The sequence below is a fragment of the Nostoc sp. genome (assembly GCF_036917675.1).
Lineage (GTDB): Bacteria > Cyanobacteriota > Cyanobacteriia > Cyanobacteriales > Nostocaceae > Nostoc.
Genome location: NZ_JBALCT010000044.1, coordinates 176,035 through 200,495 on the forward strand (window position 1 = coordinate 176,035; position 24,461 = coordinate 200,495).

General features: G+C 42.3%; 25 protein-coding genes. 11 read left to right on the forward strand and 14 right to left on the reverse strand.

Features of this window, described 5'->3' with window-relative positions; all coding sequences use genetic code 11:
* Positions 1-15: 15 nt before the first annotated feature.
* Together V7K31_RS14910 and V7K31_RS14915 are read left to right on the forward strand one after the other, a co-directional pair.
* Positions 16-270, forward strand: a complete 255-nt coding sequence (locus tag V7K31_RS14910) for a TIGR03643 family protein (RefSeq protein ID WP_335095081.1) — start codon at positions 16-18, stop codon at positions 268-270.
* A gap of 326 nt (positions 271-596) precedes the next feature.
* Positions 597-893 (forward strand): hypothetical protein, encoded by a 297-nt coding sequence (locus tag V7K31_RS14915; RefSeq protein WP_335095082.1) that lies wholly within the window; start codon positions 597-599, stop codon positions 891-893.
* A 234-nt stretch (positions 894-1,127) separates the two neighbouring features.
* On the opposite strand, the gene V7K31_RS14920 is transcribed toward V7K31_RS14915, so the two are convergent.
* The 3 genes from V7K31_RS14920 to V7K31_RS14930 form a co-directional block, all read right to left on the reverse strand.
* Complete coding sequence (locus V7K31_RS14920; protein WP_335095083.1) at positions 1,128-1,676, reverse strand: GIY-YIG nuclease family protein; 549 nt, start codon at positions 1,674-1,676, stop codon at positions 1,128-1,130.
* Positions 1,677-1,736: 60 nt separating this feature from the next.
* Complete coding sequence (locus tag V7K31_RS14925; protein ID WP_335095084.1) at positions 1,737-2,078, reverse strand: hypothetical protein; 342 nt, start codon at positions 2,076-2,078, stop codon at positions 1,737-1,739.
* A gap of 309 nt (positions 2,079-2,387) precedes the next feature.
* Positions 2,388-4,658 (reverse strand): RelA/SpoT family protein, encoded by a 2,271-nt coding sequence (locus V7K31_RS14930; protein ID WP_335095085.1) that lies wholly within the window; start codon positions 4,656-4,658, stop codon positions 2,388-2,390.
* Positions 4,659-4,958: 300 nt separating this feature from the next.
* Between V7K31_RS14930 and patD the strand changes: the two genes are divergently transcribed.
* Positions 4,959-5,312 carry a heterocyst frequency control protein PatD gene (gene patD, locus V7K31_RS14935; RefSeq protein ID WP_335095086.1) on the forward strand — a complete coding sequence of 118 codons (354 nt, stop codon included), beginning with the start codon at positions 4,959-4,961 and terminating at the stop codon, positions 5,310-5,312.
* 60 nt (positions 5,313-5,372) lie between these two features.
* On the opposite strand, the gene V7K31_RS14940 is transcribed toward patD, so the two are convergent.
* Both V7K31_RS14940 and V7K31_RS14945 read right to left on the reverse strand, forming a co-directional pair.
* Entirely contained in the window at positions 5,373-5,555 is a 183-nt protein-coding gene (locus V7K31_RS14940; RefSeq protein ID WP_335095087.1) for a hypothetical protein, read from the reverse strand.
* Positions 5,556-5,647: 92 nt separating this feature from the next.
* The gene (locus tag V7K31_RS14945; protein ID WP_335095088.1) at positions 5,648-6,244 is read right to left on the reverse strand and encodes a TetR/AcrR family transcriptional regulator; all 597 of its coding nucleotides are present in this window, start codon (positions 6,242-6,244) and stop codon (positions 5,648-5,650) included.
* A 369-nt stretch (positions 6,245-6,613) separates the two neighbouring features.
* On the opposite strand from V7K31_RS14945, the gene V7K31_RS14950 reads away from it, so the two are divergent.
* The 3 genes from V7K31_RS14950 to V7K31_RS14960 all read left to right on the forward strand — a co-directional run bounded on the left by V7K31_RS14950 (position 6,614) and on the right by V7K31_RS14960 (position 11,415).
* Positions 6,614-8,203, forward strand: coding sequence for a DHA2 family efflux MFS transporter permease subunit (locus V7K31_RS14950; RefSeq protein ID WP_335095089.1), 1,590 nt, complete (start codon positions 6,614-6,616; stop codon positions 8,201-8,203).
* Between the two features lie 637 nt (positions 8,204-8,840).
* Positions 8,841-9,566 carry a phosphoadenosine phosphosulfate reductase gene (gene cysH, locus V7K31_RS14955; RefSeq protein WP_335095090.1) on the forward strand — a complete coding sequence of 242 codons (726 nt, stop codon included), beginning with the start codon at positions 8,841-8,843 and terminating at the stop codon, positions 9,564-9,566.
* 646 nt (positions 9,567-10,212) lie between these two features.
* Entirely contained in the window at positions 10,213-11,415 is a 1,203-nt protein-coding gene (locus tag V7K31_RS14960) for an AAA family ATPase (RefSeq protein ID WP_335095091.1), read from the forward strand.
* Between the two features lie 195 nt (positions 11,416-11,610).
* Here V7K31_RS14960 and V7K31_RS14965 read toward each other — a convergent pair whose 3' ends face one another.
* The 6 genes from V7K31_RS14965 to V7K31_RS14990 form a co-directional block, all read right to left on the reverse strand.
* The gene (locus V7K31_RS14965; protein WP_335095092.1) at positions 11,611-12,423 is read right to left on the reverse strand and encodes an SDR family NAD(P)-dependent oxidoreductase; all 813 of its coding nucleotides are present in this window, start codon (positions 12,421-12,423) and stop codon (positions 11,611-11,613) included.
* 469 nt (positions 12,424-12,892) lie between these two features.
* The gene (gene cbiE, locus V7K31_RS14970) at positions 12,893-14,125 is read right to left on the reverse strand and encodes a precorrin-6y C5,15-methyltransferase (decarboxylating) subunit CbiE (RefSeq protein WP_335095093.1); all 1,233 of its coding nucleotides are present in this window, start codon (positions 14,123-14,125) and stop codon (positions 12,893-12,895) included.
* A 77-nt stretch (positions 14,126-14,202) separates the two neighbouring features.
* Positions 14,203-14,646 carry an SRPBCC family protein gene (locus tag V7K31_RS14975; protein WP_335095094.1) on the reverse strand — a complete coding sequence of 148 codons (444 nt, stop codon included), beginning with the start codon at positions 14,644-14,646 and terminating at the stop codon, positions 14,203-14,205.
* 87 nt (positions 14,647-14,733) lie between these two features.
* Positions 14,734-16,173 carry a 9,9'-di-cis-zeta-carotene desaturase gene (gene zds / locus V7K31_RS14980; RefSeq protein ID WP_335095095.1) on the reverse strand — a complete coding sequence of 480 codons (1,440 nt, stop codon included), beginning with the start codon at positions 16,171-16,173 and terminating at the stop codon, positions 14,734-14,736.
* A 276-nt stretch (positions 16,174-16,449) separates the two neighbouring features.
* Positions 16,450-16,626 (reverse strand): CopG family transcriptional regulator, encoded by a 177-nt coding sequence (locus tag V7K31_RS14985; RefSeq protein ID WP_335041530.1) that lies wholly within the window; start codon positions 16,624-16,626, stop codon positions 16,450-16,452.
* 1,698 nt (positions 16,627-18,324) lie between these two features.
* Positions 18,325-19,968 (reverse strand): DUF6930 domain-containing protein, encoded by a 1,644-nt coding sequence (locus V7K31_RS14990; RefSeq protein ID WP_335095096.1) that lies wholly within the window; start codon positions 19,966-19,968, stop codon positions 18,325-18,327.
* Positions 19,969-20,268: 300 nt separating this feature from the next.
* On the opposite strand from V7K31_RS14990, the gene V7K31_RS14995 reads away from it, so the two are divergent.
* The 3 genes from V7K31_RS14995 (at position 20,269) to V7K31_RS15005 (ending at position 21,508) form a co-directional block, all read left to right on the forward strand.
* Positions 20,269-20,625: an iron-sulfur cluster assembly accessory protein gene (locus V7K31_RS14995; RefSeq protein ID WP_292823481.1), complete on the forward strand. Its 357-nt coding sequence runs from the start codon at positions 20,269-20,271 to the stop codon at positions 20,623-20,625.
* Between the two features lie 72 nt (positions 20,626-20,697).
* Positions 20,698-21,120 (forward strand): tetratricopeptide repeat protein, encoded by a 423-nt coding sequence (locus V7K31_RS15000; RefSeq protein WP_335095097.1) that lies wholly within the window; start codon positions 20,698-20,700, stop codon positions 21,118-21,120.
* A gap of 142 nt (positions 21,121-21,262) precedes the next feature.
* A complete protein-coding gene (locus V7K31_RS15005) occupies positions 21,263-21,508 on the forward strand; it encodes a hypothetical protein (RefSeq protein WP_335010584.1) in 246 nt (81 codons plus the stop codon).
* A gap of 119 nt (positions 21,509-21,627) precedes the next feature.
* Here V7K31_RS15005 and thyD read toward each other — a convergent pair whose 3' ends face one another.
* On the reverse strand, positions 21,628-22,548 hold the full coding sequence (thyD, locus tag V7K31_RS15010) for a thylakoid membrane protein ThyD (protein ID WP_335095098.1): 921 nt from the start codon (positions 22,546-22,548) through the stop codon (positions 21,628-21,630).
* 203 nt (positions 22,549-22,751) lie between these two features.
* Between thyD and V7K31_RS15015 the strand changes: the two genes are divergently transcribed.
* Entirely contained in the window at positions 22,752-23,099 is a 348-nt protein-coding gene (locus tag V7K31_RS15015) for a hypothetical protein (protein WP_334827109.1), read from the forward strand.
* A gap of 75 nt (positions 23,100-23,174) precedes the next feature.
* Here V7K31_RS15015 and V7K31_RS15020 read toward each other — a convergent pair whose 3' ends face one another.
* Positions 23,175-23,672, reverse strand: coding sequence for an FHA domain-containing protein (locus V7K31_RS15020; RefSeq protein WP_335095099.1), 498 nt, complete (start codon positions 23,670-23,672; stop codon positions 23,175-23,177).
* Positions 23,673-23,863: 191 nt separating this feature from the next.
* Entirely contained in the window at positions 23,864-24,010 is a 147-nt protein-coding gene (locus tag V7K31_RS15025) for a hypothetical protein (protein ID WP_335095100.1), read from the reverse strand.
* 274 nt (positions 24,011-24,284) lie between these two features.
* Between V7K31_RS15025 and V7K31_RS15030 the strand changes: the two genes are divergently transcribed.
* Positions 24,285-24,455, forward strand: coding sequence for a hypothetical protein (locus tag V7K31_RS15030; RefSeq protein ID WP_335095101.1), 171 nt, complete (start codon positions 24,285-24,287; stop codon positions 24,453-24,455).
* The last annotated feature ends 6 nt before the right edge of the window (positions 24,456-24,461 follow it).

Below are 24,461 nucleotides of genomic sequence, written 5' to 3' on the forward strand. Positions count from 1 at the left end.
ATTGCCAGAAAAAGAATGAAGCTACCTGACCTCGATTCACAAACCATCGATCGCATCATTGAAATGGCATGGGAAGATAGAACATCTTTTGATGCCATTGAGGCTCAGTTTGGGCTGCTGGAGAAACAGGTAATTGCCCTAATGAGACGCCAAATGAAGGAATCTAGTTTCCAGATGTGGCGAGAGCGAGTCACCAAACGCGATACAAAGCATTTATCTAAGCGAGAATTTATTGCAGGTCGGTTTAAATCGCACAATCAAAAAACGTAACTAATTGAGTGAGCGATCGCTCTTTTGTGATCTGTGTACACCGTAGCCTTGGTAAGGAAAGGGGAGAAAAAGCACAGCTTTATCGGGGTGAGGTTAAGCTGTATCTCACTAGATTACAGCACTTCCCGAAGTTATGAGGTACATTAATTGATCGAATGTTTCTCTGTGCTAATAGCATTCCAAGTATCTGTACCTCATAGCAGCAGGAAGTGCTGTGACGTGAGTTTGACGGGGTTAATTGACTGTGGTAGTAGGTTAGAGATTAAGTAAATCTTAAGCTCGTAAGGTACGTTACAATGCGTTAACGCCATTGATAATGCTTGGGAATGAGAGCCAAAATAGAAAATAAAGTGCTTTTTATCCACCACGAAGATTTGCCAGAGTTTAAGAAAGGTGGCTCTGTGGTGAGAAATTCATATTTTTGGGCGCTACGTTCAATTGCTGGTAAAGCTTCGCGTTATCGTGATTGGGAATACGAGATGGAGGTTTGGTTAGCACTTTCACGAATGCTTTTGTCCTTTGCTGAATCTGGGTATTTGGGTTATAGAGAAACCTTGCTGGAGTTTCCCTTATCTCAAGGGGAAATTCCTAATTTGCTACGAGATGTGTCTACTTGGGAGTGAAGAGGCATAGAGAGCATCTCGATTCCTGCTCCCTCTCCTTACTAAGGAGAGGGCTGGGGTGAGGTTTAGGCTTTCTACGAAAGTGAGATGCCTCCAGATGCCTAGCTGTCGGGGTTAGAAAAACCCTTGATTTTACATTAATCCACGGAGGTGAACTTTACTTGTGTAGTCGCAAATGAGCTTCGGCAAATACTTTTAAAACATCCTCTAAGATAGTTTTCCCCATAACTACCTTCATTTTAAATCTAGTAAACCTTCTTCTTTCAATTTAGGATTAAAGCGAATTTGCATTTGCAAACCACGCCCTTCTAGCAATAGCGTTGAAATTTCTGCTTCTACTCTCCGTGCCACATTTTTAATAATTTTTATTTGTGCTAATTCATCATTAGCTGGATTTTGATATTTTGCCTGTTCTTCAGGTGTCATGATTACTTTGACATCAATGGGATGAGTCCATTTTTCTTTGTTATCTCCATTTCCCCAAGGTACACTACCATTTTCAGCAATCCAAGCATTTTCAGTATTTTCTAAAATTGTGCGACTAGGACGTTCAATAGTTTGAACTTTTACCCAATAGCATTGCTGTGGCTGACGAACTAAATGCTGCTTGAGGCTAAGATAAACATCACGGGAGTATCCGACAAATTGAAGTACTTTTTCTTGGTCAAAGATCGCATATACCCCGATTTTACCCTGAAATTGTTCGGGTAATTGACCGCGATCGTCAATGTAAGGAATGTATTCCAGGGATGCCAAAGAAGAAAGATTTGTTTCAAAAGCCATACATCAAATATTAAACTTCTTATTTGCCTTCAAAATTGAGAATTGCTAACTAGGAAAAAATTATTTTGCAAATTCTTCATTACCCAATTTTTGGTAAATTGCACAAAGGCGACTGGGTTTAAAAATCTTAGCACTAAACATGAAATTTGGTGGGACGTTGACGATGGCATATTCATCAGATTCATGATACTTTTCAAATTCTGCTGGCATTCCTTTAGTGGTAGTTAAGCTGTAAGGAACTGGTTGGAAAAGTAATTCTGTAAATTTAACTTGCTCACACCGCAACTGTTGACAAATTTGGTTTAAGAAAGCAACGCTTGTCAATAAATTGAATAGAGTTTCTTGAGCTTGTGCTTCCAGAGTGAAGCTGCCATCAAAGTTCTGAACGATTTTAAGGGGCATTTTCTATATAGGGCTTGCTGAAAAAGTCGTATTTAAACTAGATCGAGAATCAATTAAGAATGCTTGCAAGTGTAAATAATAAGTTATTATATGAGCCAATTTTACATTGTAGTTGTTTTTTTATTGCCTTTCGTCTTTGTTTTTTCGATGGATGTCGTTTTTTCGCTATGTTTAAATATTCTTTTATAGCTAACGTTGCCATCTGTTTCCAGATCAAGGTTGGGTTGAGCAACGCGAAACCCAACCTACATTTACATCTACATCTAATGCACTATTTTAGCCTTGCCACGCCACTACCAATTGGGACACCTACTCGTCAATTTGACCAACGCGGCGGATATTCAAAATGTCGCTCATTTTCTTAATTTGGACGAAGACTTGCTCTAGTTGAAAGCGATCGCGTATATCTATTCCTAAGTCCATCAATGCAGGTTGACCAGTAGAGGTTTTCACCTGGGCATGGCGGACATTGATCCCTTGGTCACTCAACCGTGACAAAATATCCTTTAACACCCCTACGCGGTCAAGGGCTTCAATTTGAACTTCCACTGGATACGTGTGCGGACGACCACTATTTTCGGCGGTTGGGTTCCACCTAACTGGTACTAAGCGCTCATACTCCACAGTCTCCAGATTATGGCAGCCTTGGCGATGAATTGAAATCCCCCTACCTCGCGTCACCACACCAATAATCGGTTCGCCAGGAATCGGGGTACAACACCCAGCTAAATAATACACCAAACCTTCTACCCCAACAATTGGCGAATCAGTGGCGCGAGAGGTAGTTGCAGGTGCATCTCGCAAAGCTTTTGATGTAGTTGCTTCTTTAGGGATAAATAGCGGCACAGTGGAAACTGGTTGTTGTCCCTTCGCCACTTCTCGCCAACGATTTAGTACTAGGTTCAAGGTAACTTCACCGTAACCCAAACCAGCGAGTAAATCTTCCACGCTATGGTAGTTACACTTTTCGGCGACAGTCTCCATTGCATCCGACTTCAGCAAACTATCAAAACCAGTTTTACCAAGTTCCTTTTCTAACAATTCCCGTCCACGGGCGACATTTTCTTCCCGGCGCGATCGCTTGTACCATTGTTTTATTCGATATTTCGCCGCCGAAGTCCTAACAAAGTTCAACCAATCCAAACTCGGATGGCAGTTCTTTTGGGTGAGAACCTCGACAATATCGCCATTGTGCAGCCGCGTTGACAGTGGCACCATTCGCCCATTCACCCGCGCCCCTGAACAGTGGTTCCCCACTTCCGTATGAATCCGATAACCAAAATCTACAGTGGTAGAACCGGGACTTAAAGGTACAACATCCCCCTTAGGGGTGAAGACATAGACATCATCTTCAAATAGATTATCCTTGACGCTATCAAGATATTCTTGTGCATCCTTGAGATCAGTTTGCCATTCTAGCAGCTGCCGCAACCAAGTAAACTTGTCATCTGTCGCTGTCAAATGGCTAATACTAGAACCTCCTGTTTCTTTGTACTTCCAATGAGCTGCAATCCCATACTCGGCGATATGATGCATTTCGATTGTCCGAATTTGCACCTCTAAAGGACGGCCAGTTAGGCCAATCACCCCAGTATGCAACGACTGGTAACGGTTTGGCTTTGGCAGTCCAATGTAGTCCTTAAATCTCCCAGGAATTGGGCGAAAAGCATCATGAACCACCGCCAACGCCCGATAGCATTCCTCATTGGTTTGGACAATAATCCGCAACGCAGCCAAATCGTAAATTTCATGAAATTCCTTTTGCTGTCTGTGCATTTTTTGGTAAATGCCATAAAGGTGCTTGGGACGACCGCTAATATCTTGAAAGTGGATTCCGGCTTGCTGCAAACGCTCTTGCAACATATTCGTAGCTCTAGCCAATTTCTCTTCTCGCGCCGTCCGTTTTTCGGAAACATGTTCCTGCATTTGGCGGAAAGCTTCCGGTTCCAAATATTTAAAAGCCAAATCTTCCAGTTCCCATTTAATCCGCCAAATCCCCAAGCGATTGGCTAAAGGTGCGAATATATCTCGCGTTTCCTGGGCACTGCGGCGGCGGCTGGACTCTGACATATATTGTAAAGTTCGCATATTATGCAAACGGTCAGCCAATTTCACCACAATTACCCGAATATCTTGCGCCATTGCCAAAAACATCCGCCGGAAGTTTTCTGCTTGGCTTTCGGTTTTGCTAGTGAAATTAATTTTAGAAAGCTTGGTGACACCTTCGACCAATTGCCGTACTTCTGGCCCAAAGCGCTGTTCTATGTCTTCGCTTGTAACTTCTGTATCTTCAACGACATCATGGAGAAATCCAGCTGCTATCATAGCAGCACTACCTCCCAAGTCACGCAGCAAGTCGGCTACAGCGATGGGATGAGCAATATATGGTTCTCCCGATTTGCGATATTGACCTTGATGCAGTTGGTAGGCAAATTCAAATGCGTGACCAATTAAAACTGCATCATTATGCCTTCGGTCATCTTCCGTTTCGCCGCTACTTGTGGATGACTCCTTCAAACATTTTTTTAACCATTCAGGAATGGCAAGATCAACTGATGAATTTATCGCTATGCTGCTCATAAAATTGGGTTTACAGAGGATCGGTAGATAAGTGAATGATGAATAAAACTAGCAGCATCGCCCTAATAAAGATGCTGTTGCCCAGAGACGGGTAGAAAAAGTAGTGTCAGGATGATTCTCCAATTGCCGATAGCGTCAGTCATCCAGTTTGAGTTTCAAGGATCATAAATTTAAAAATCCATTGATGGCAAACAAAGCCTCAAACCATGATTTGAAGCTTTTAGTGCTGAGAAGCGCTGAAGTAAAGTTTATTGTAGAAGAAAAATTACTTGACATTAATACTATCTTAACTAGCACTGGATGTCTTTAAACCGTGAGAAATATTTGGCACTCGTAACCTTGCTAGAGCAATTACGCTCCGATGCCACAACTACCCAAATAGTTGCGCTCGAACTGCGAGTACGTGTAGCCTCGTTGCAGCAATTTTTCGCGCAGCAGATTGTACCTTTGGCTGATGAAGACTGGCGAGTGCAGTCTTATCAAACGGAGATGAGCAAGCAATTGCGCCTCTTGGAAATAGATATGATGTTTTTGCAAGGAGCGCGGCAAGCATATACTGCACAAACGAGACTTCAGACGATTAGCGATCGCTTGACAATCCTCATTCAATACTGTGATGCCATTCTGCAACCAGAAACGGAGGGAGAAAAATAACAATTGTTCACCTTTTTCTCTAATTATTCCATCATCTCATTTCCAACCCTTCATGAAAAGTTATTTTGGCAACAAGTTGGAAATTGGGCATTGGGCATTGGGCATTGGGCATTGGGCATTGGGCATTGGGCATTGGGCATTGGGCATTGGGCATTGGGCATTGGAAATGAGGACGAATACCGTGCGTGTCAACTTAACGCGAAATGGGCGGTTAGAAACCGCGTCTACACAAACAAAACCCACCTTCGTGGGTTAAAAAGCCTTAATTTTCTATTAGTTGGCGTAGGCGGACTTTGCCTGTGTAGCTGCGAATTGCACTCCCTACTCCCTACTCCCTACTCCCTACTCCCTACTCCCTTCATAAGAAGATTCATTGTGCGGCGTATGTACGCTTCTACTGGCTCGGTTGTGGGTTTGAAAATCAGTGCATAATATAGTGACCCGCTCACAAGATCGATAATTAAGTCTACGTCTGCATTCTTGTGAATTTCGCCTCTAGACTTGGCACGTTCAAGTATTTTAGAAAAGGCTTCACGTCGGAGTTTTGTATATTTTGTCCAATAGACCTCGGCAAACTGAGGATTGCTAGACGCTGTACTAATTATCAGGGCGAGTGTCTGACGACCAAGGGGACTATCTATTTTTTTGGCGGCATTATTGATTAGAATATCCATGTCTCCCCAAAAGCTGCCAGTATCGGGGATCGCTAAATCATCTCTCAGACTTTCGATCGCGTCTGCAACTAGTTCTTCTTTGGAAGTATAACGCCGATAAATAGTCGTTTTACCAACTCCAGCACGGGAAGCGATCGCTTCTATACTCATGCTTTCATATCCTACCTCTGCAAGCAGGTCTAAAGTCGCTTGCAGAATAGCTTGGTCGGCGTGGATGCTGCGTGGGCGTCCAGAGGGGCTGTTGATTTGCTTACTCATAAAAATATCATCCCCAAGCAATATCTTCTTGGCAATCTGCTTCTACCTTTGGGCATAGAACATACCCTATGGGCAATAAATCACTCCAGAACTCATTTCCCATGCACGAAAACAGCAACAGTGACCATCCATCTTTAGCATAAGTATTTCTGCCACTTCTTATTCAAGACTCTCTTGACCATTTGTATATGATACGCTACCGTAGCGTATATATACAAAAGTTAATTTTAGCTTTGGCGATGCCGAATAGCCCAACTCAGGCATCGCTTTGATACCGAAAAAGCAAACCCAGATAAAATCTGACGAATCTTAATTACATTAGCGCAGCGTTAGCGAGTCATCGAGCGTCATTACGAATTACGAATTAAAATGGCTACCAACATTAAACGTTCAACTTTTGACCAATTTGGTTATGTGCAGGGGCCATTGAAGTGGGCGATCGCTTTCACAGCTTCCCTTGGGGCAATATTGGAAGTAATTGATACCAGTATTGTTAACGTTGCCGTGACTGATATCCAAGCTAGCTTGGGTGCAACTGTTAGTGAAGTAGGTTGGGTGGTGACTGGATATGCGATCGCAAATGTCGTCTTAATTCCCTTATCTGCATGGCTGGGAGATTATTTTGGACGCAAAACCTACTTCATCTTCTCGTTAATTGGCTTTACCCTTGCCTCGGTTTTATGCGGGTTGGCATTAAATCTACCGATGCTAGTTATTTCTCGAATTCTTCAAGGTTTATGTGGTGGTGGGTTACTAGCGAAAGCCCAAGCGATTTTGTTCGAGACTTTTCCACCTGCTGAACAGGGTTTCGCACAGGCAGTTTTTGGGGTAGGTGTAATCGCCGGGCCAGCTATCGGCCCAACATTAGGGGGATTCCTGGTAGATGGTTTGGGCTGGAGGTGGATTTTCTTTGTGAATATTCCCTTTGGGATCATTGCAGTGGCGATGGCCTTGGCATTTTTGCCCAAAGATAAAGATAAGAAAGAGACACAAAGCCAAGCCGTTGATTGGTTCGGGATTGGGTTTTTGGTGGTTGCTATTGGCTGTATGCAAACTTTGTTAGAGGAAGGAGAGACAGACGACTGGTTTTCCTCCAATTTCATCACCACGTTGGCGATCGCTAGTATTATCGGCTTGGGGTTATTTATTTGGCGAGAACTGAAAACAGATCACCCTGCTGTGGATTTGAGAGTTTTGCGTCACCGTTCTTTAGCTGCGGGAAGCGTTCTTTCAGCAGTAGTGGGTATGGGCCTTTATGGCACACTCTTTGCTGTGCCGATATTTGCTCAGAGTGTGCTACACTTTACGGCAACGCAGACAGGACTATTGTTAGCGCCTGGTGCTTTAGCGTCTGCGATCGTTATGGTTTTATTAGGCAAACTGTCTAGTAAAATTGATGCCAGATTTTTAATTGCAATCGGCGCTGTCGGTTCATCTGGAGTCATGTTTCAACTAGCAGCAATTACCCCACAAACCGGCATAGATGATTTATTTTGGCCATTGGTGTGGCGTGGAGCTTTTACTGTGTTGATGTTTCTCCCTTTGAGTTTGGCAGTTTTAGGCCCGCTACCCAAACAAGATATTTCTGCCGGGTCTGGTTTCTACAATCTCACCCGACAACTAGGTGCCAGTATCGGCATTGCCTTACTCACCACTCTGCTTGACCGACGAGAAGCTTTTCATCGAGCTATCTTGTTAGCAAAACTTAGCCCTTATGATGTAGAAACCAATCAGCGTCTCGACTTGCTTAATGGGGCACTCCAAAGCCAAGGCATAGATGCGGCAACAGCGCAACAACAAGCACTAGCTTTAATTAGTCAAACAGTAGATACCCAAGCTGCCGTTTTATCTTACGCAGATTGCTTTCGAGTCGTAGGGGTAGGGTTCCTTTGCTCATTACCTTTGTTACTATTCCTGGGCAAAGGCGGTGCAGGAGTGAAAGCGCCTGTCGGTCACTGAAACAGTGCTGAGTAACAAGTAAAATTAATTGCACTCAGCATCAAATAGCGATCGCATCCCTCTTTGAAATTTTCTGATTGCAAAACTACGTAAAAACACGGTTTCAAAATTATTCTCTGCCGAAAGTCACAGAATAAAGTTAATATACACGGATTTATCTGCATGAAAAGTAAAAGTCCCGCTCAGTTTTGGGCGGGACTATGTAAAATATTATTGCTAAAATTAGAAATCTTTGATCTTAGAAAAAGTTCATTATTGTAATAATGCTAACACTGGTCAACATCATTAAAGCGCCCATAATTATAGATTCACTTAAAGCATTGCGGGATTTTGAAGTGTTCATTTAAGTAAAATCCTTTTTATTAATTGTTTCTTAACCATATCAAAATCAGTATAAATATCTATAAAAGTACTGTAAAACTTAAATTACCGTAAACTTTCTTAGTAAATACTGTGATTTTTACTTATGTAATGATTTTGACTGGGGATTGCTTATTTTCCCAATGCCCAATGCCCAATGCCCAGAATGTAGTAATTTCCGAACAAAATCATTACCTTATCTCCGAGCGGAATACGTGCCTTTATGGGGTAAAATAAATATTAATCAAGGTAAAAATAATTTGAACAGAAGATTATCATGACAGTTTCCACGGCATCTAGAAACCAAACGATCGCTTTTGACTTAGAAAAATTAAATGAGCAATTTGAAACTGCCACTCCAAAAGAGATACTGGCATGGTCTATAGAAAATATCCCAACAGGACTGGTACAAACCAGCGCCTTTAACGTGGATGACATGATAATTACCCATATTCTTTACACTGAACTGAAGCATCCCGTTCCTGTGATCTTTCTCGACACCTTGCACCACTTCCCTGAAAGCCTAGAATTAGTTGCCAAAGCCAAACAAATCTACAACCTCGATTTGCAAACTTACAAAACTCCAGAGCTAGACACCCGCGAAGCCTTTGAAGCCAAGTACGGCGACAAACTCTGGGACAAAGATATTGCCAAATTCCACCACATTACAAAAATTGAACCACTGCTACGGGGTCTAGACGAACTCAACAGCGTCGCTTGGATAACTGGACGCCGCCGTGACCAAGCAGTAACCCGTGGGAATATGCCCATATTTGAATTAGATGGTAAAGGTCGGCTGAAAGTAAATCCTATAGCTACCTGGACACGCCAAGATAGCTGGGTTTACGTGGCTGAACACGGAGTCATCTACAACCCTCTACACGACAAAGGTTATCCCAGCATAGGCGACGAACCGATCACCACCAAAGTCGGCGAAGGCGAAGACGAACGCGCCGGACGCTGGCGGGGAAGTGATAAAACAGAATGTGGAATTCATATTTAAGAGAGAGTCGGGAGTGGGGAAGGTGGGACTCCCTCTGGGGATAAGGGGTAATGGGGAATAGAAGAAAAGAAGAATTTCCCGCAACTCTCACCTTCTCTGGTTACTCTGCGGTTAGATAAAACTGTCAAACTCTACATTCCTAAGCAAAGGACAACAGCAGTTAATCAGTATAGCCCGTACGATTTTGGTTGCTGCGTGCGAATCTTGATTCGCACGCAGCAACCAGTAACATTGGCAGCCAAACAGAGAATTTAGTTCAACAAGCGATCGCTAATTTACTTAGGAACACGTATTTAATAAAATACAAAACCTCACCCCCAATCTCTCTGTGTGAGTTCGGAGAGGAGAGACTTTGACGAAAGTCAAAGGCGGGGTGGTTTTTTTATAAGTGGCGCAGGTAGATCAATAGCTAAAAGCAAACCCCCACTTACCAATTGCTTTGTCAAAAAAGTTGACGCAGGTAGGTACTATGTAATATATTATGTTACAGATGGAATGAGTTAAATTAAAAAGACTTCCTAGCCAGTACAGCACGGTGGAAATAAAATTACCATTTGTACGAAGTTAGTTTATATTACAATAAAACTTTTTCAAAATCTCCTATTTCACCCAAAATAACTCGACTAACGCTGCATAAATAACAAATATGGATTTTGACTATTTTAGAAGCAATGAAGGGTCTCCTACAAATAATAGTCGGCAAAGTTTGCTTGCTAGCGGTTGGCGACCGTTTAACCGAGAATTAGACTGGGGGTTTTTGTGGCAACTATTGTATAGTGACTCCCGCGAATTAAGTCAAAAAAGTTTGAATTTAGCAAGTAATGTTGCTGATATTTTAGGACGAAATAATTATGCTTGGTGGGCTAATTTATTAAGTGTTGTATCTGATAATACCCGCTATGAAGTTGAAAAGTTTTGGAATTACATCACGCCAGATCCCCAATCACCAGATCATCGCTACAAAGATGTTTTAAGTACGGAAACACCCATTGTCCAATTTGTCAGTCGTAGTAGCATTCCCATTGATTATGTTCTTAACCGACTGCAAGAAATTACTGTACTCCGAGTTTTAAATGTATTGGGTAGTCCCGACATTATTACCCAGTATTATTCAGAAAGAGATTTTTATTTTCCTATAGATAAATTTGTTAGCTGGGAACGCTTAGACGTTCTCAATACTGTTTATGCTTACTGGTCGAAGTCTGACGTTTGGTTGCAAATTGACCCTTACGATCGCGGGCGACGACAATATAGTTTAATGGCGAAAAATCTCGCGCCACTAATTAACAAAGCGACTTACGACTTAGCAGTTATGCTGAGTGGATATCAAAGTCGTGTAGGCAAAGTTCACAGTCAATTTGCCATTCGGACATTTCCCGCAGATATCCAAAACTTTACTGATTCTGTACAGCAAGCGATTCTGAATCAAAACCAGTTAGCGGTTGTTGTACATGGGGAACCAGGTACAGGTAAAACAGTCTGGACACAGGCAGTAGCAAAAGAAATTCTTGTACCTTTAGGGTATGTAATTTTTATTTTAGATCATGATGCGATCGCTAATTTTGTCCCACCGACTTACATAGAGCGTATTTGCATCGTGATTAACGAAGCTGATAATCTAGCGCAAAATCGTGCTTCCGAGGTAGCGCAATACAATAACAAAACCGAACACATTCTGAGTTTGCTGGATGGCACTTTGTATCAGAGTGTAATTGATGAATCTGGTATTCAGATGCAGCAACGGTTAGTTGTTTTGATGACTTGCAACACTACTGAAAGATTAGATCCAGCCATGTTACGTAAGGGCAGGGTGGATTTAATGTATGAGTTTACGCAACTATTTATTTGAATTGGCTAATACCATTTGACACAAACCCCAATACGCTTGGGTTAGCGCCAAAAACCTTAAACTGTGTAGGTTAGGGAGCCACTGCGCCCTTGCGGTTTCCCGACTTAAAGCAAGTGGCGTTTGAGGAAGGAAACCCAAGCGTATTGTTGTATAGCCGCGATTTCTAATCGCTAGGGCTAGGTACAAGATGTGAGGCTACTTCTTTTTTTTGAGTTCGTGCATACTTCTCACAACCTTTGTGACTAAATTTCTGGGTGTAAATCTGACGCTTTCAGTCAATATTTTATTTCTCATCCCAGGAACGACAACAGTTTTATTTGTCATTAAGCCTTGATAACCAATTCTCGCAACGGTTTCCGTATCCATCATTCTCTTAACGTTAGCAATCTTTGAATCTTCCATTGCAGCAGTTTGTTGAAATTGGGATGCTGTTGGACCTGGACAAAGAACAGTCACGCTGACACCTGTGCCCTCTAATTCATTAGCGATCGCTTCCGAAAATGATAACACATAGGCTTTAGTAGCGAAATAAACTGCCATTAGAGGCCCTGGTTGAAAAGCAGCTGCTGAGGCCACATTTAATATTTTTCCATACTTTTGCGCGACCATATCCTTGAGGAATAACTTAGTTAAATGAGTCAGGCTGACCATATTTACCTGTAGCATTTTCAGTTCAAGGGTGAGGTCTGTTTCGTTAAATGTTCCATAAGTACCAAAGCCAGCGTTGTTAACCAGCACATCAATCTTGATGGATGCTTGCTGTAGTTCTGTGAAAATTTCTTGTGGGGATGTTGGGATAGATAAATCCTTAGCAAAAACTTTGACAAAAATGCCAAACTTTTGCGGAAATTCATCTATGATTTCAGTAAGTTTTTGTTCATTCTTATCAACTAACACAAGATTATAATGATGACGGGCAAAAATTTGGGTTAATTGATAGCCGATCCCACTAGCCGCTCCTGTAATTAAAGCGGTTTTTTTTTGCCGACTTTCTGATGTTTTATTCATGTTACAAAAATGGCCAACTTGAGTTAATTAATTTAAATTTTATAAATTTAGCCACAGCAATATTCTCATATTTGCTCTAGCTATTTTTATGGAGGCAAGAAATGATGCTATCCACCTGAAATGAGTATGTTTCAATCCAGCATATTAGGCGCAAATCTAAAAATCTGTATCTATATATAGTGTTTCCTAATCACATGAAGTACATCATAGCCCCCTCTCGAAGAGCCTACGGTATACACACAAGTTATCCGATTACCCAAAACCTCACCCTGCCCTATCTTTAATCCCTCTCCTTAATAAGGAGAGGGACAGGTTTTACGTAGTAAAACCTTTCTTGAGGTATCTTAGAGGCTATAAGACTTAACCGTAAATTGCGTCACACTTATGTGTACACCGTAGCCAGAGGGTTGGCGGTGGAGTTCTTGTACCTCACTGAACCAAGAACCGCTATAAACAAGAGCAAAAATATTTAACTAAAACGCCGTAAGTCCTGAGATTTTACGACTATCCATTGCGTCACAGGTGCCATTGCTCGCCAGCCCAAAAATTTACCAATCGGTTCCGCCCGTTGGATGGCAATACGAGTTAAATCACCACCGACTCGTTCATGCCATTGAAATAAAGTTTGCTCACCCTCTACCGTCACCACATTTGCTACCAAACGCCCACCCGGACGCAGTGCCTCCCAGCAAACATCAAAAAGTCCTGTTGCTGTTACTCCACCACCAATAAAAATAGCATCTGGTGTAGGCAAATCTTTCAGGGCATGGGGTGCTTTACCTTCAATGATTTGCAGATTTGGAGTACCGAGAGTGGCAGCATTATCGGCAATATAAAGTAGTCTAGATGAGTTTTGTTCGATCGCGATCGCCCGACACCGAGCATGACTTCGCATCCATTCGATAGAAATTGAGCCGCAACCTGCGCCAACATCCCACAATAATTCTCCCGGTGTGGGAGCTAAAGCTGCGAGAGTGATTGCCCTAACTTCACGCTTAGTTAATTGTCCATCGTGGTGGTAGGCGTTATCTGGTAGCCCTGGTAACTTTGGTAAAGGCACAACCCCAATATCAGCAATACAATCAACTGCGATCGCATTCAAAGCAGCAACTTCAGTTTCATTCCACGATGTAGCCGTACCTTCCACAATTCTTTCATGAGTGCCGCCCATGCGCTCCAGTACGGTAACTTTACTGCCACCATAGCCGCGATTTTTCAAAATTTCGGCAACAATGGCGGGTGTATCCTTCCCCTCGCTCAAAATCAAGAGCCTAGCTCCCGGATAGATGTAAGACTGGAGTAGGGAGGATGAACGACCATTCAAACTCAAGGTTTCCACCTCAGTTAAAGACCAGCCAACTCTGGCGCAAGCGAGGCTGAAAGCTGAAGGTGCGGGGATAATCGTCATTTCCGAGAGGGGAATTCGCCGCATCAAGGTAACACCAATGCCGTAACACATCGGATCGCCGCTTGCGAGTACGCAAATCCACTGACCGCGACGCTGAATAATTTCCTCAACTGAGGCACTAATGGGGGATGTCCAGACTAGTTTCTCACGTTGCTCATCTGTAGGGAGCATTGCCAAATGGCGATCGCCTCCGACAATTACTGTAGCTTGATCGACTAGAGAACGAGCGATCGCACTTAACCCCTGTAACCCATCTTCCCCAATCCCAACGATAGAAAGCCATTTCTCTGTCATGCTGAATTCTGAATTCTGAATTCTGACGCCGAGGCGGAGCTTTCCTTGCTCCGCTCCTGAATTCTGTTTCGAGAAAATCAATTACCTTTAACATTTAGTGCGTATTCTTTAAACCTTTCCAAATCAGCTTGAATAGTCGATTCAACTATCCGCCCCAAAAATAAGTTATCCATAATTTTGCCAATAATGCCGGGGATGGCGTAGGAAATAGTCATTTTCACAACGCTACTACCGTTGCGATCGTAAAAGCGAATCGCTCCCTGATTCGGCAAACCATCAATCGATTCCCATTGGATAATTTGGTTGGGAATAACTTTGAGAATTCGAGATTTCCAAGTAAATTCTAAGCCACCCGTCTTTAATTTCCAAACAGATATATCTGGATTATCTGGCGGAATTTTCACCGAATCAATCCACTTCATCCACCGGGGCATTTGCTCCAAATCAGACCAGAGGCTCCATACTAAATCTATGGGAGCCTCCACTTCCACCTGCACAGTATGCTCTAACCAATCTGACATCTCTCTTCTTCTTCCTTCTCTACGAGACGCTTTGCGAACGCGTTCTTTGCGCCCTTCTCTAACGAGACGCCGCGCGAACGCGGTTTGTTATTTCTTCAAACTTTCCAAAATCACTTTTGCCGCCCGCCGTCCAGAAATAGTTGCTCCTTCCATGCTGTCGATGTAGTCTTGCTGAGTATAACTCCCTGCAAGGAAGAAATTATCTACTGGTGTTTTTTGATTAGGACGGTACGCATCCATCCCTGGCGCTTCTCGGTAGAGAGACTGAGCAAGTTTTACCACACTATACCAAGTCATATTTAGCTCCCGCGACGAGGGAAACAGTTCATGGACTTGCTTGAGGACATGCTGCGCGATCGCTTCATTGCTTTGGGCAATAAACGGATCTCCCGGTGTCAGCACTAGCTGCAACAATGACCCCTGTCCTGGGCGATAATAATCAGCAGGGCTAGTCAACGCCAAATCGGCAAAACAAGAAAAGTCAGCATCGGCTGTGTAAAGTAAATTATCGATTCCAGCCGCATGAGTTAGCTGTTTACGTTGCTCTCCATCGTTGAGTTCCGTTACCCAACCATCGAAGCGTAACTGCACTGTAGCCACTGGCACTGCATCCAGTTTGTAAATATTGTCAAATTCCGACCACTTACGCCACTCGTGGGGTAGGATGCGTTGAATTCCTGGAACATCACAGGCAAAAACGTAAGCATCAGCAGTGATAGTTTCTACGGTATCACCTTGAGCAACTACTATACCAGTGACGCGGGTTTGTTCGTCTAACTCAGTAAACTGAATTTCCCGCACTTGCCGACGCGTGTAAACTTTGGTGCCTCTAACTTCTAAATATTCCAGAATAGGCTTGTGTAAATACTCATCGGGAGAACCTTTGAGCATTCGCAAAACTGAAGCTTCAGTTCTGACTGCAAATAACTGGAATATCGTCAACATACAACGGGCAGACATATTTTCGCAATCAATAAATCCCAATGCGTAGGCGATGGGGTTCCATAAGCGCTTAATGCTGCCATTACTGCCACCGTGACTGCGAAACCAATCGGCAAAGCTAATTTTATCTAAGTTGCGGATGGTTTTCATCGCCCCGTTAAAGTCTACCAATCCGCGAACTATCGGACTAGTACCCAAAGCGATCGCATTTTGCAATTTATCTTGCAACGAGAGTTGAGAAGTAGTGAAAAATGCCTTTAAGCCATTCAAAGGCGCACCCGTAAAGAAACGAAAATCTAAAGCACCTGTGCGCCCCCCTTTGTTAATGAAAGTGTGGGTATGTTCCTTGAGGCGTAAGTTTTTAAACACCCCCACTTTCTTCATTAAGTCAAATAGTTGGTAGTAGCAGCCGAAAAATACATGCAACCCCATTTCTAGATGGTTGCCATCTCCATCAACCCAGCTGCCAACTTTACCACCCACAAACGGACGAGACTCAAAAATCTCTACTTCACAACCAGCATCAGCTAAATCTACTGCGGTTGCTAGTCCAGCCAGTCCCGCACCTACGATTGCAACGCGCATTCCGTTGTTCCTTTTCAGTTTCTTTACAGATTGTAACTGGGTTGGTGTCGGAATTTGCTACTTAATATCGACTCTACCAGCATATTAAGTCCAGGCAATGTCGATCCTAAAACGTCTTTGATCACTCCTTTTATTTCCCAAAAATGACCAGACGCGAGAAAAACGCGTCTGTATCAGCTAGACAAACTGTTGTCCATTGCGGCGGACTCAAAAAAGTATCATAGCTATTTTTTTGGTAGTAAAGCAGTTATCTGGATAAGTCATGAAAGTAACTTCTTACTTGTTTACATCTTTGCTGTCGTCGGAGACAGGCAAACTTCTAATCAGTTCACGAATAACGTCGGTTGCGGGTCTACCTGTTTGTTGACAATATTTTTCTAGTTTTTCTGCTTCCTGTGTTGCGAGATTTACTGTTATGCGTTTAACCGCCCATTTTTTATTTGTCATTATCATGCTATTTGCTGTATGTTTTAGCTCATTGAAAGAATCTAACTAAAGAGGAGGACGATAACAATATCAGAGTTTGTCGCAGGAAACAAGTAATACCATTAATATTAAAAATGTTGATTTTGTCCCAGAATTTATCATTTTGTAAAGAAATCAAAAAACTAGACTTTATTTGTTACTACTTTGACAGTAAAATAGCACATACTTGCTTTTTAAAAAAATAACCCTACTAACAGCATGAGTAAAGCCTGACAATGAAGTTTGATAAATGAATTTGAGACACCTACTGTTGACTCAATCAAGATTTTCAAAATTATTCTCCATTGAAAGCATTTGACCTTCTATCTTAACCAAGTTCTCCAAACCCGCTTGGAGAGAACATCTGGTGTAAAACCAGAGAATAAAGCTTTACTATTCATTATGATGCTGAAATGCGGGCTTACAGGCGAGTTAGAGTCAGGTGTATAGATCGTGAATCAGCACTTACAAAGTAGATAAATAAGCGAGCGCTCTAGAATAAACACTCATCTGCATCCATTGCAGATATGATGTTAGTTGAATGTTGCCGAGCATAATTTTTTAGTTTTATTTCATGCTTTCACACCAACTTCCCGTAAAGATACAATGAAAATGTGCATATCTTTTATCCTCTCTCTAGCGATGTAGTTTGCTTTAAAATCAGCCATTTTTTTGATTGTTCGTATTCATCTATTTGGAGCTTATACAATGGTTTTTAGCTAATTAGTTCGCTAAAAATTCGACAGCAAACCTTTTGATCGGATCTGAACTAAGAAATAAATTACTGGCAAGAAAATTTTGAGTTAAAACTATTTATTAATTGTTAAGTAGGCTCATAAAAGTAATTGTATATTTTAATTTTTTTCGGTAGTGTGTTCATTATAGCTATTATTTACGCACTTTAAATAATCTTCATTTAGACACTAAATAAGCTAATTTTCCTTCTTTATAAAAAAAATACAAAGAAAAACATATACGTCTGAACTTTTGCTTAATGATATTGATACATAACAAGATGCTCGACTCAAAAAAGTGTTAAAAAAAAGATTCCGATATCTAAATGCATCAGCTAGGTTTGATTAAACCGAACTCTGTAGATAACCTGTTATTAAACTGTAGTTATTTATACTGAAAAATATCAGGGTAAAATGATTGGAAAACTATGAGAATACAGGTACTTCATGAAATCGAGGTAAAGTTAACTTCTAATCATTGGTCGCCTATCACTATCAGTATTTACATATAGATGAATATGCAATAGGCTTAGGTTAAAGTCAAAAACCAAAACCAGTGTAGGTTGGGGAGCCACTGCGCCCTTGCGGTTTCCCGACTTGAAGCAAGTGGCGTTTGAGGGACGAAACCCGACATTTTCGGTACTTTGTTGGGTTTCGTCCCTCAACCCAACCTACAATTATCCTTAACTGAACTGTATTGCATGAATATGGATTAAAAAGTGCCGCGGGGAGGTTCACGGATGAAGAGTGCTGAATGGAGCCGGAGCATCTGTGAGAGGTTAAAAGACCACAAAAATCCTGAGTAATTTTTACTTCACCTACGACGGGCTAAACCCTAGCTATCCGCTAACAGGACTCAGCAAGAAATGCAGTCAATATGCGAATCAAATACACATCAACTTAATTTCTCATAGCCACAATTTGAGATTGAGAATTACCTGAATTCGTGCAACTATTCAAATTCAAGTTGGGGCATCAGTTGAAGAGTGCCAATACCTAAATCTTTAGGTAAGAGCGATCGCGCTTCAAACAAAGCCATCATATCTCGTAACTGAGGATTACCACGGGAAGCTCCCGTTAGTCCTTTAGCAATGATTAAGCCACAGTAGCCCTTAGTATTTTTACAGCGCTGATTCCATTTTTTTCGGGCTTCTACATGAATCGGATCTTCTTCTAAAAATTCACCAAATAGGAACAATTCACCATTTTGAGTTTGTAATAAACCCAGATCATAGCGATCGCCATCTAAGGAGTCGGCACCTGGATTAAAGCAAATTGCTCTCAGTGTGCCTGCTGCTTCAATTCTTTCAATTACAATCTTAGCCTTGGGCCGGGAAGTTTGAATTAAAATCACCGGCAAACCGTCACCCACTTGTTTGATTTCACCAGCATTATGGTAGCTGATCCCCTTTTTGAGGGACTCCAACATTTCCCACGACACCACACCTAAACTAAGGAAGGAATCTTCTGGGATCAAGTCATCTTGCAATGCTTGGAAAGATGGTGAGTCAGGGTTTTCAATCTCCTGATCATCGACATCAAAATCTGCCATTTCCTCTAATTCTGCTGCTAACTGCGGCATGGTAGAGACTGTCACAGCCAAAGATTTAGTTGATTCTTCCGACTGCGGCAGAGAAATGCGATAGCGACGGCTGAGGATAGGGAAGATGTCCTCATGAAGCTGGTGACGGCGATCGCGAATAAAGCGGTTCAGGCTTTCGATCGCAACGAACATTACCAGTGCTTCTTCGTCATACAAAACAGACCGTAGTCCTTCTAATGGGTGGATATTACCGAAAGTGGGGTTAATTTCCGATAATGGCAGATCCGCCAAATCACCTTCTTCATCCTCATCTTCATCTTCATCTTCATCAGCACTGTCAAAAGTGAGAAACAGGCAATCTTGTTTGAGGAACGCTTCTTCTAAATGCTCCGTTGATTCTTCATCTGTTAAAACTGCGGCGCGAAACTGTTTTAAAGACTCTTCTGAGCGATAAAACAAAATCCCATACTCCATTCCCAGCATTCCCATAACTGAGGCGTAAAGTGTCCCAACATCCCAGTTATTAATCTCGATTGACAAAATTTGCTGTTCTTGCAAAAATTCCCAAGGTGCTGCTTGCCAAATTGCAAATGCCTTCTCTCGCAAGATTTGTGCATATTGTGGGGGCAAGTCGGGGGTTTGACTATCGAGGATGTCGGTGAATCCGCGAAACAGTTCGTCAATTAAAGGCAGTTCTGGTGCGTAGTCAATGGCAATATCCAAATCTTGCAGCACCCCCCGCAGGTAAAATTGGATCTGGCGATCTCTGACTATAATTCTTTGGGGTCTAGCAGGTCTTGCCGGACTCTGGGGATGCTCCATTGCTTGCATTAAGGTGCGAACTATTGCTTCTGGTCCGACATCTGAAGCTACCACGTCCATTCCTCGGACAATACCTTGGGAATAATCTACCCAAAGAATGCATTCTCCCTTTGGCTCTGAGTCTGAGTATTGGTTTGGTGATGACAACGGACGGCGATCGCCCTCCCATACAGAAGGAATTTGAGGTAATTTCTTCAACCGACGACTGGTAGAGCGATTAAAACTTGTCATAGAGTAAGTTAATCAAAAGAAGCAATTTGGAAGTAAACTTTGGGGGATAGGTAGCATCGGATTAAGTTTTGATGGCTGCCGCAAGGCTTGAACTTCAAAAATACCGAATCTATAAACATACTAAGTCTCTCAATTCTAGAATAAAAATTTTTGGACACTTTTGACGGAGTGTTTACAATTTGGCATCTAGCGACATCTGAGCCGCTAGAATGAATACAAAAACACTCAACGATCAACCCACAGGCATTAACAAGCCGATATAGGGTAACACTTAAACTAATTAAGGAGTTAAAAAAGCAGATGACACAAGCAATTCAGGCTCAACAACGCGGAATTCTGTTGAGCGAAGCCGCATTGCACCAGGTAAAATCCCTCCGGGACAGGCAAGGCACAGATTTCTGCTTACGGGTAGGAGTCCGTCAGGGTGGCTGTTCTGGGATGTCTTACATGATGGACTTTGAAGACACCAGTAAGATTACTCCTGAAGATGAAGTTTTTGACTATGATGGCTTCAAAATTGTTAGCGATCGCAAGAGTCTATTATACCTCTACGGTTTAATGCTCGATTATAGCGATGCGATGATTGGCGGTGGCTTCCAATTCACTAATCCCAATGCTAACCAAACTTGTGGTTGCGGCAAGTCATTTGGGGTGTAATATAGTCATTTGTCAGTTGTCCAATGACAAATGACAAATGACCGATGACTAATGACTCATGATTAATTTACTATGACTCAAACAGTTGAATCCCTGTTTGATACAGGTTTAGAAGGCTATAAAGCTGGAGAATCGGTAGATTCTTTAATCCCTGTATTTAAAGAAGTGTGCGATCGCGCTCCTAAAACTAGTGCTGCTTGGATTTGTTTGGCGTGGTTGTATCTACTCGATAACAAACCCAACTTAGCTTACAAAGCCGCACAGAAGGCAGTCAAGTTAAATCCACAAGACCCCCAGGCTAGAGTAAATCTCGCCTTAGCAATGCTGGAAACAGGTCAAAAGGGTTTGCGCGAACACATCGATGTAGCACAACAGTTAATGTTTGTCAATGAAGAATGGAGTGATGAAATAAAAAATAGTATTCAAGACGGTTTAACTAGAAAACCAGATTGGCAGAGTTTGACAAAAGTCAAAAATTGGCTGTTTGAAGAATGAGGATGAGGAGAGACGCAATTAATCGCGTCTGTACAGGAGTGAGGAGACGCGATTAATCGCGTCTGTCGGTAATTCTCACTTCTAACTTACCCGTTACTTAGTTAGCAGTCGTAAAATTTTGGGCAAGTAGACATAAGGGTAGATGAAAGATAAATTGTTAAATTGGCTAAACATGGTTTTAGTCGCAGATGTTTTTTTGGTTTTGTTTGGCTTTGGCTGGTTAGCGATCGCTGCGATCGGAGATGCGGCGGGAGTAAACCTGGGTTTGGATTTGTGGCATCAACTGTGGCAACCTTTGTTTAACCCAGCGATCGGCATCCTCATGGGCGGTGCCATTCTCAGTGGTATTATCAGTTGGGTTTCCAGAAAATTTCTCTCTAGTCAATAATCAAAGAATTGGCCAAACAGGGCAATTCAATTTTGGATTTTGGATTTTAAATTTTGGATTAAATTTCAATCTAAAATCCAAAATCTAAAATCTAAAATTCTTGCTCCCCCCACTCCCTTTTAACTAAGAATTTGTGTTAGCGCCGATTGCAAATTAGGATATTTGTACTCAAAGCCTGTTTCCACGGTGCGTTTCGGGATGACTTGCTGACCTTCTAAAACGACTATAGCTCCGTCTCCTAAAAGGGCTTCGATCGCAAAAGCCGGAACGGGCAACCAAGAAGGGCGATTCATGACTCGCCCCAAAGTTTGGCTTAAATCTGCCATCCGAACTGGATTAGGGGCAGTGGCATTATATACGCCTTCTATTTCTGGTTTAGTTAAAGCTTGCAGAATCAGGTTAACTAAATCGTCTACGTGAATCCATGAGAACCACTGGCGGCCACTGCCAATGGGGCCACCTGCGAAGAGTTTGAAAGGCGGAATCATTTTACCCAAAGCACCACCATTGCCCAAAGCAATCCCAAAACGCAGAATTACCAGCCGCACACCAGCATCTTTTACCTTTCTCGCTTCTGCTTCCCAGGCTTGGCAGACTTGGGCAAGAAAATCGTTACCAGATAGACTTGTTTCATCAAAGGTAGCCGTTTCACTAGTGCCGTAGTAGCCAATAGCCGAAGCGTTAATTAAGACGCTAGGCTTGGGGTTAGCGTTGGCTATTGCTTCAACTATTTTTTGTGTACCTAGCTTCCGGCTATTGAGGATTTCTTGTTTCCGTTCTGGTGTCCATCGTCCTTCACCAATGGGTTCTCCTGCCAAATTAACTACGCCATCACAACTAGCGATGACATTTTGCCAAGAACCAGATGCATTTGGTGTATAAGCAATAATTTCTAGATTGGCGTAAGCCTCAGATGGAAAAACCTTTTGAGCAAAGGTGGTGTTCCGAGTTAATACTACTATTTTATGACCTTCCTGGTGGAGTCGTTGTATCAAACGACTACCGACAAAGCCTGTTGATCCAGTAATTGCGACTTTCATTTTCTATCTCAGCCAAACTTTCATTGTAAAGTTTTTGATCAAACTTTTAGCTTACGGCACTTTCGTTGTCGATAAAACAGATGTGACTGTATATCTTGTAATCCCTGAACTCAAAACTCAATAACTTTGCTTTTCTAATGACTTTCCGTTTAGATGCTTCGGTATTATAGGATGGACGGAGTGTTGCAAGGCGTGGGGCTATTATGGCTCGCTATACCTGTTCATTTATTGTTTCTGTTCCTAGTGACCATCTGTTGCCGTTACTTGTAGAACTGCTACAGGAATCTCAATTGGATATTCAATACCACACGGCCGAGTACATTATCGCTCGTGAGGTTCCCGGTAATGTTCCTTTTCCTAAATTAGTCACAGTAGAAGTACTGATTGATAAATCAAAATCTACGGAAATAGAAACCCGAATGAGTATTGTGATTAAAAATGAAGAACTACCACTCCAACTAGATAATTATTGCCGACAAATGTTTGAATTCATCAAGCAGGCTATTGAAAATAGCCGTCATTGGCATTTGATTGAAAGTCTTGCAGGATAATAGCTTTAGTGATTATATTGACATTCCCACGACTTGAAGACGTGGGATTCTTAGACTGCTATTGGTAGTTATAACTCACTCTCCCACATCCTCTAAATCCTCGGCCATACCGGGGTTTATTAATGTAATGTCGTACTCACTCGAATCCGTTTGTCCCAAACGCTGATTGTTTCTTAAAAGGTAATAAATAGCACGTACTTGAGGACCAAAAACGATCTCATCTTCATTTTTTAGATCGTGAGCTGGTATCTTACGTCCATTAATCATCAAACCGTTGGAACTAGGCTTACCTTTAGCATCGCCATCTACAATTCGGTAATAGTAGCTATGACTATTATGCTCTCGTGGCAATCTCACTAATGTGGCATGGCGGCGGGAGACAAACTGCGACATCAAACGGATATTACACTCGCGATCTCTACCGATAGAGTAGACGGGGTGCTCCAGAGAAAATTCTTTGCGACCTTGATCGTCTTCAATAATCAGTAGATGGTTTTCATTGGTTTCTGCTGCCATTGACAAATCGGTGGAACTGTGATAAATCAATATTTGTTTAGTATCGTATCTTGGCATTCTCCCGCACCATAAGTCTGTGGTGCTGATCTAAATAAGCTTTAAAATTGCATAATACCTTGAAAGAGTAGAACATGGCCGTTCTACTCCAGTAGTTATGATAGTTTTGGTAGGTGTCTCAAGAGGCTTTGTGGGCTGCGTAAAACCTGACGGGGCGACTTAGTACAGTTTTGCATAAAAGCGTAGCGTTTTTAATTGCAGGCAAACGCATTGCCATTGTTAGCCGACGCATTGGCATTGTCAGCTAGCGCATTGGCATTGTCAGCTAGCGCATTGGTATTGTCAGCTAGCGCATTGGCATTGTCAGCCGACGCATTGGCATTGCAGAGTATTACCAAATTTAATTTGCTACGAATTAATGAAATGCTGTACTTACAGCTATTTTCAGGAAAATAGACCACTCAGTAAGGGCACGGCATTGCTCATTGGTGTCAACTTAACGTGAAAGCCTTTCTAGAAGCAGCTTTTAGATTATCTCGTTAAGAGTCTCCGACTGGGAATGCCGTTCTAGAGGCTCCGCCTCTTGAAAAGCGGCAGAGCCGCCAGGAACAGCATTTCTAGCCAGAGGCTAGAAACAAGGTTTTAAAAGGGTTTACCCTTAAGTTGACACCAATGGGCATTGCTGTGCCCCTACGACAGATGTGGTTTAAATACTTGAATTCTGCTGTAGTTTACGCCGTGTGTAACTTTCTCTCAAACCTAACCCCCAACCCCTTACGCCAGGTGCAACAACAGTGGCTCGCCGCCCAACGCACCGGCTTCCCTACTAGCGTTGGGGAGTAAAAATCA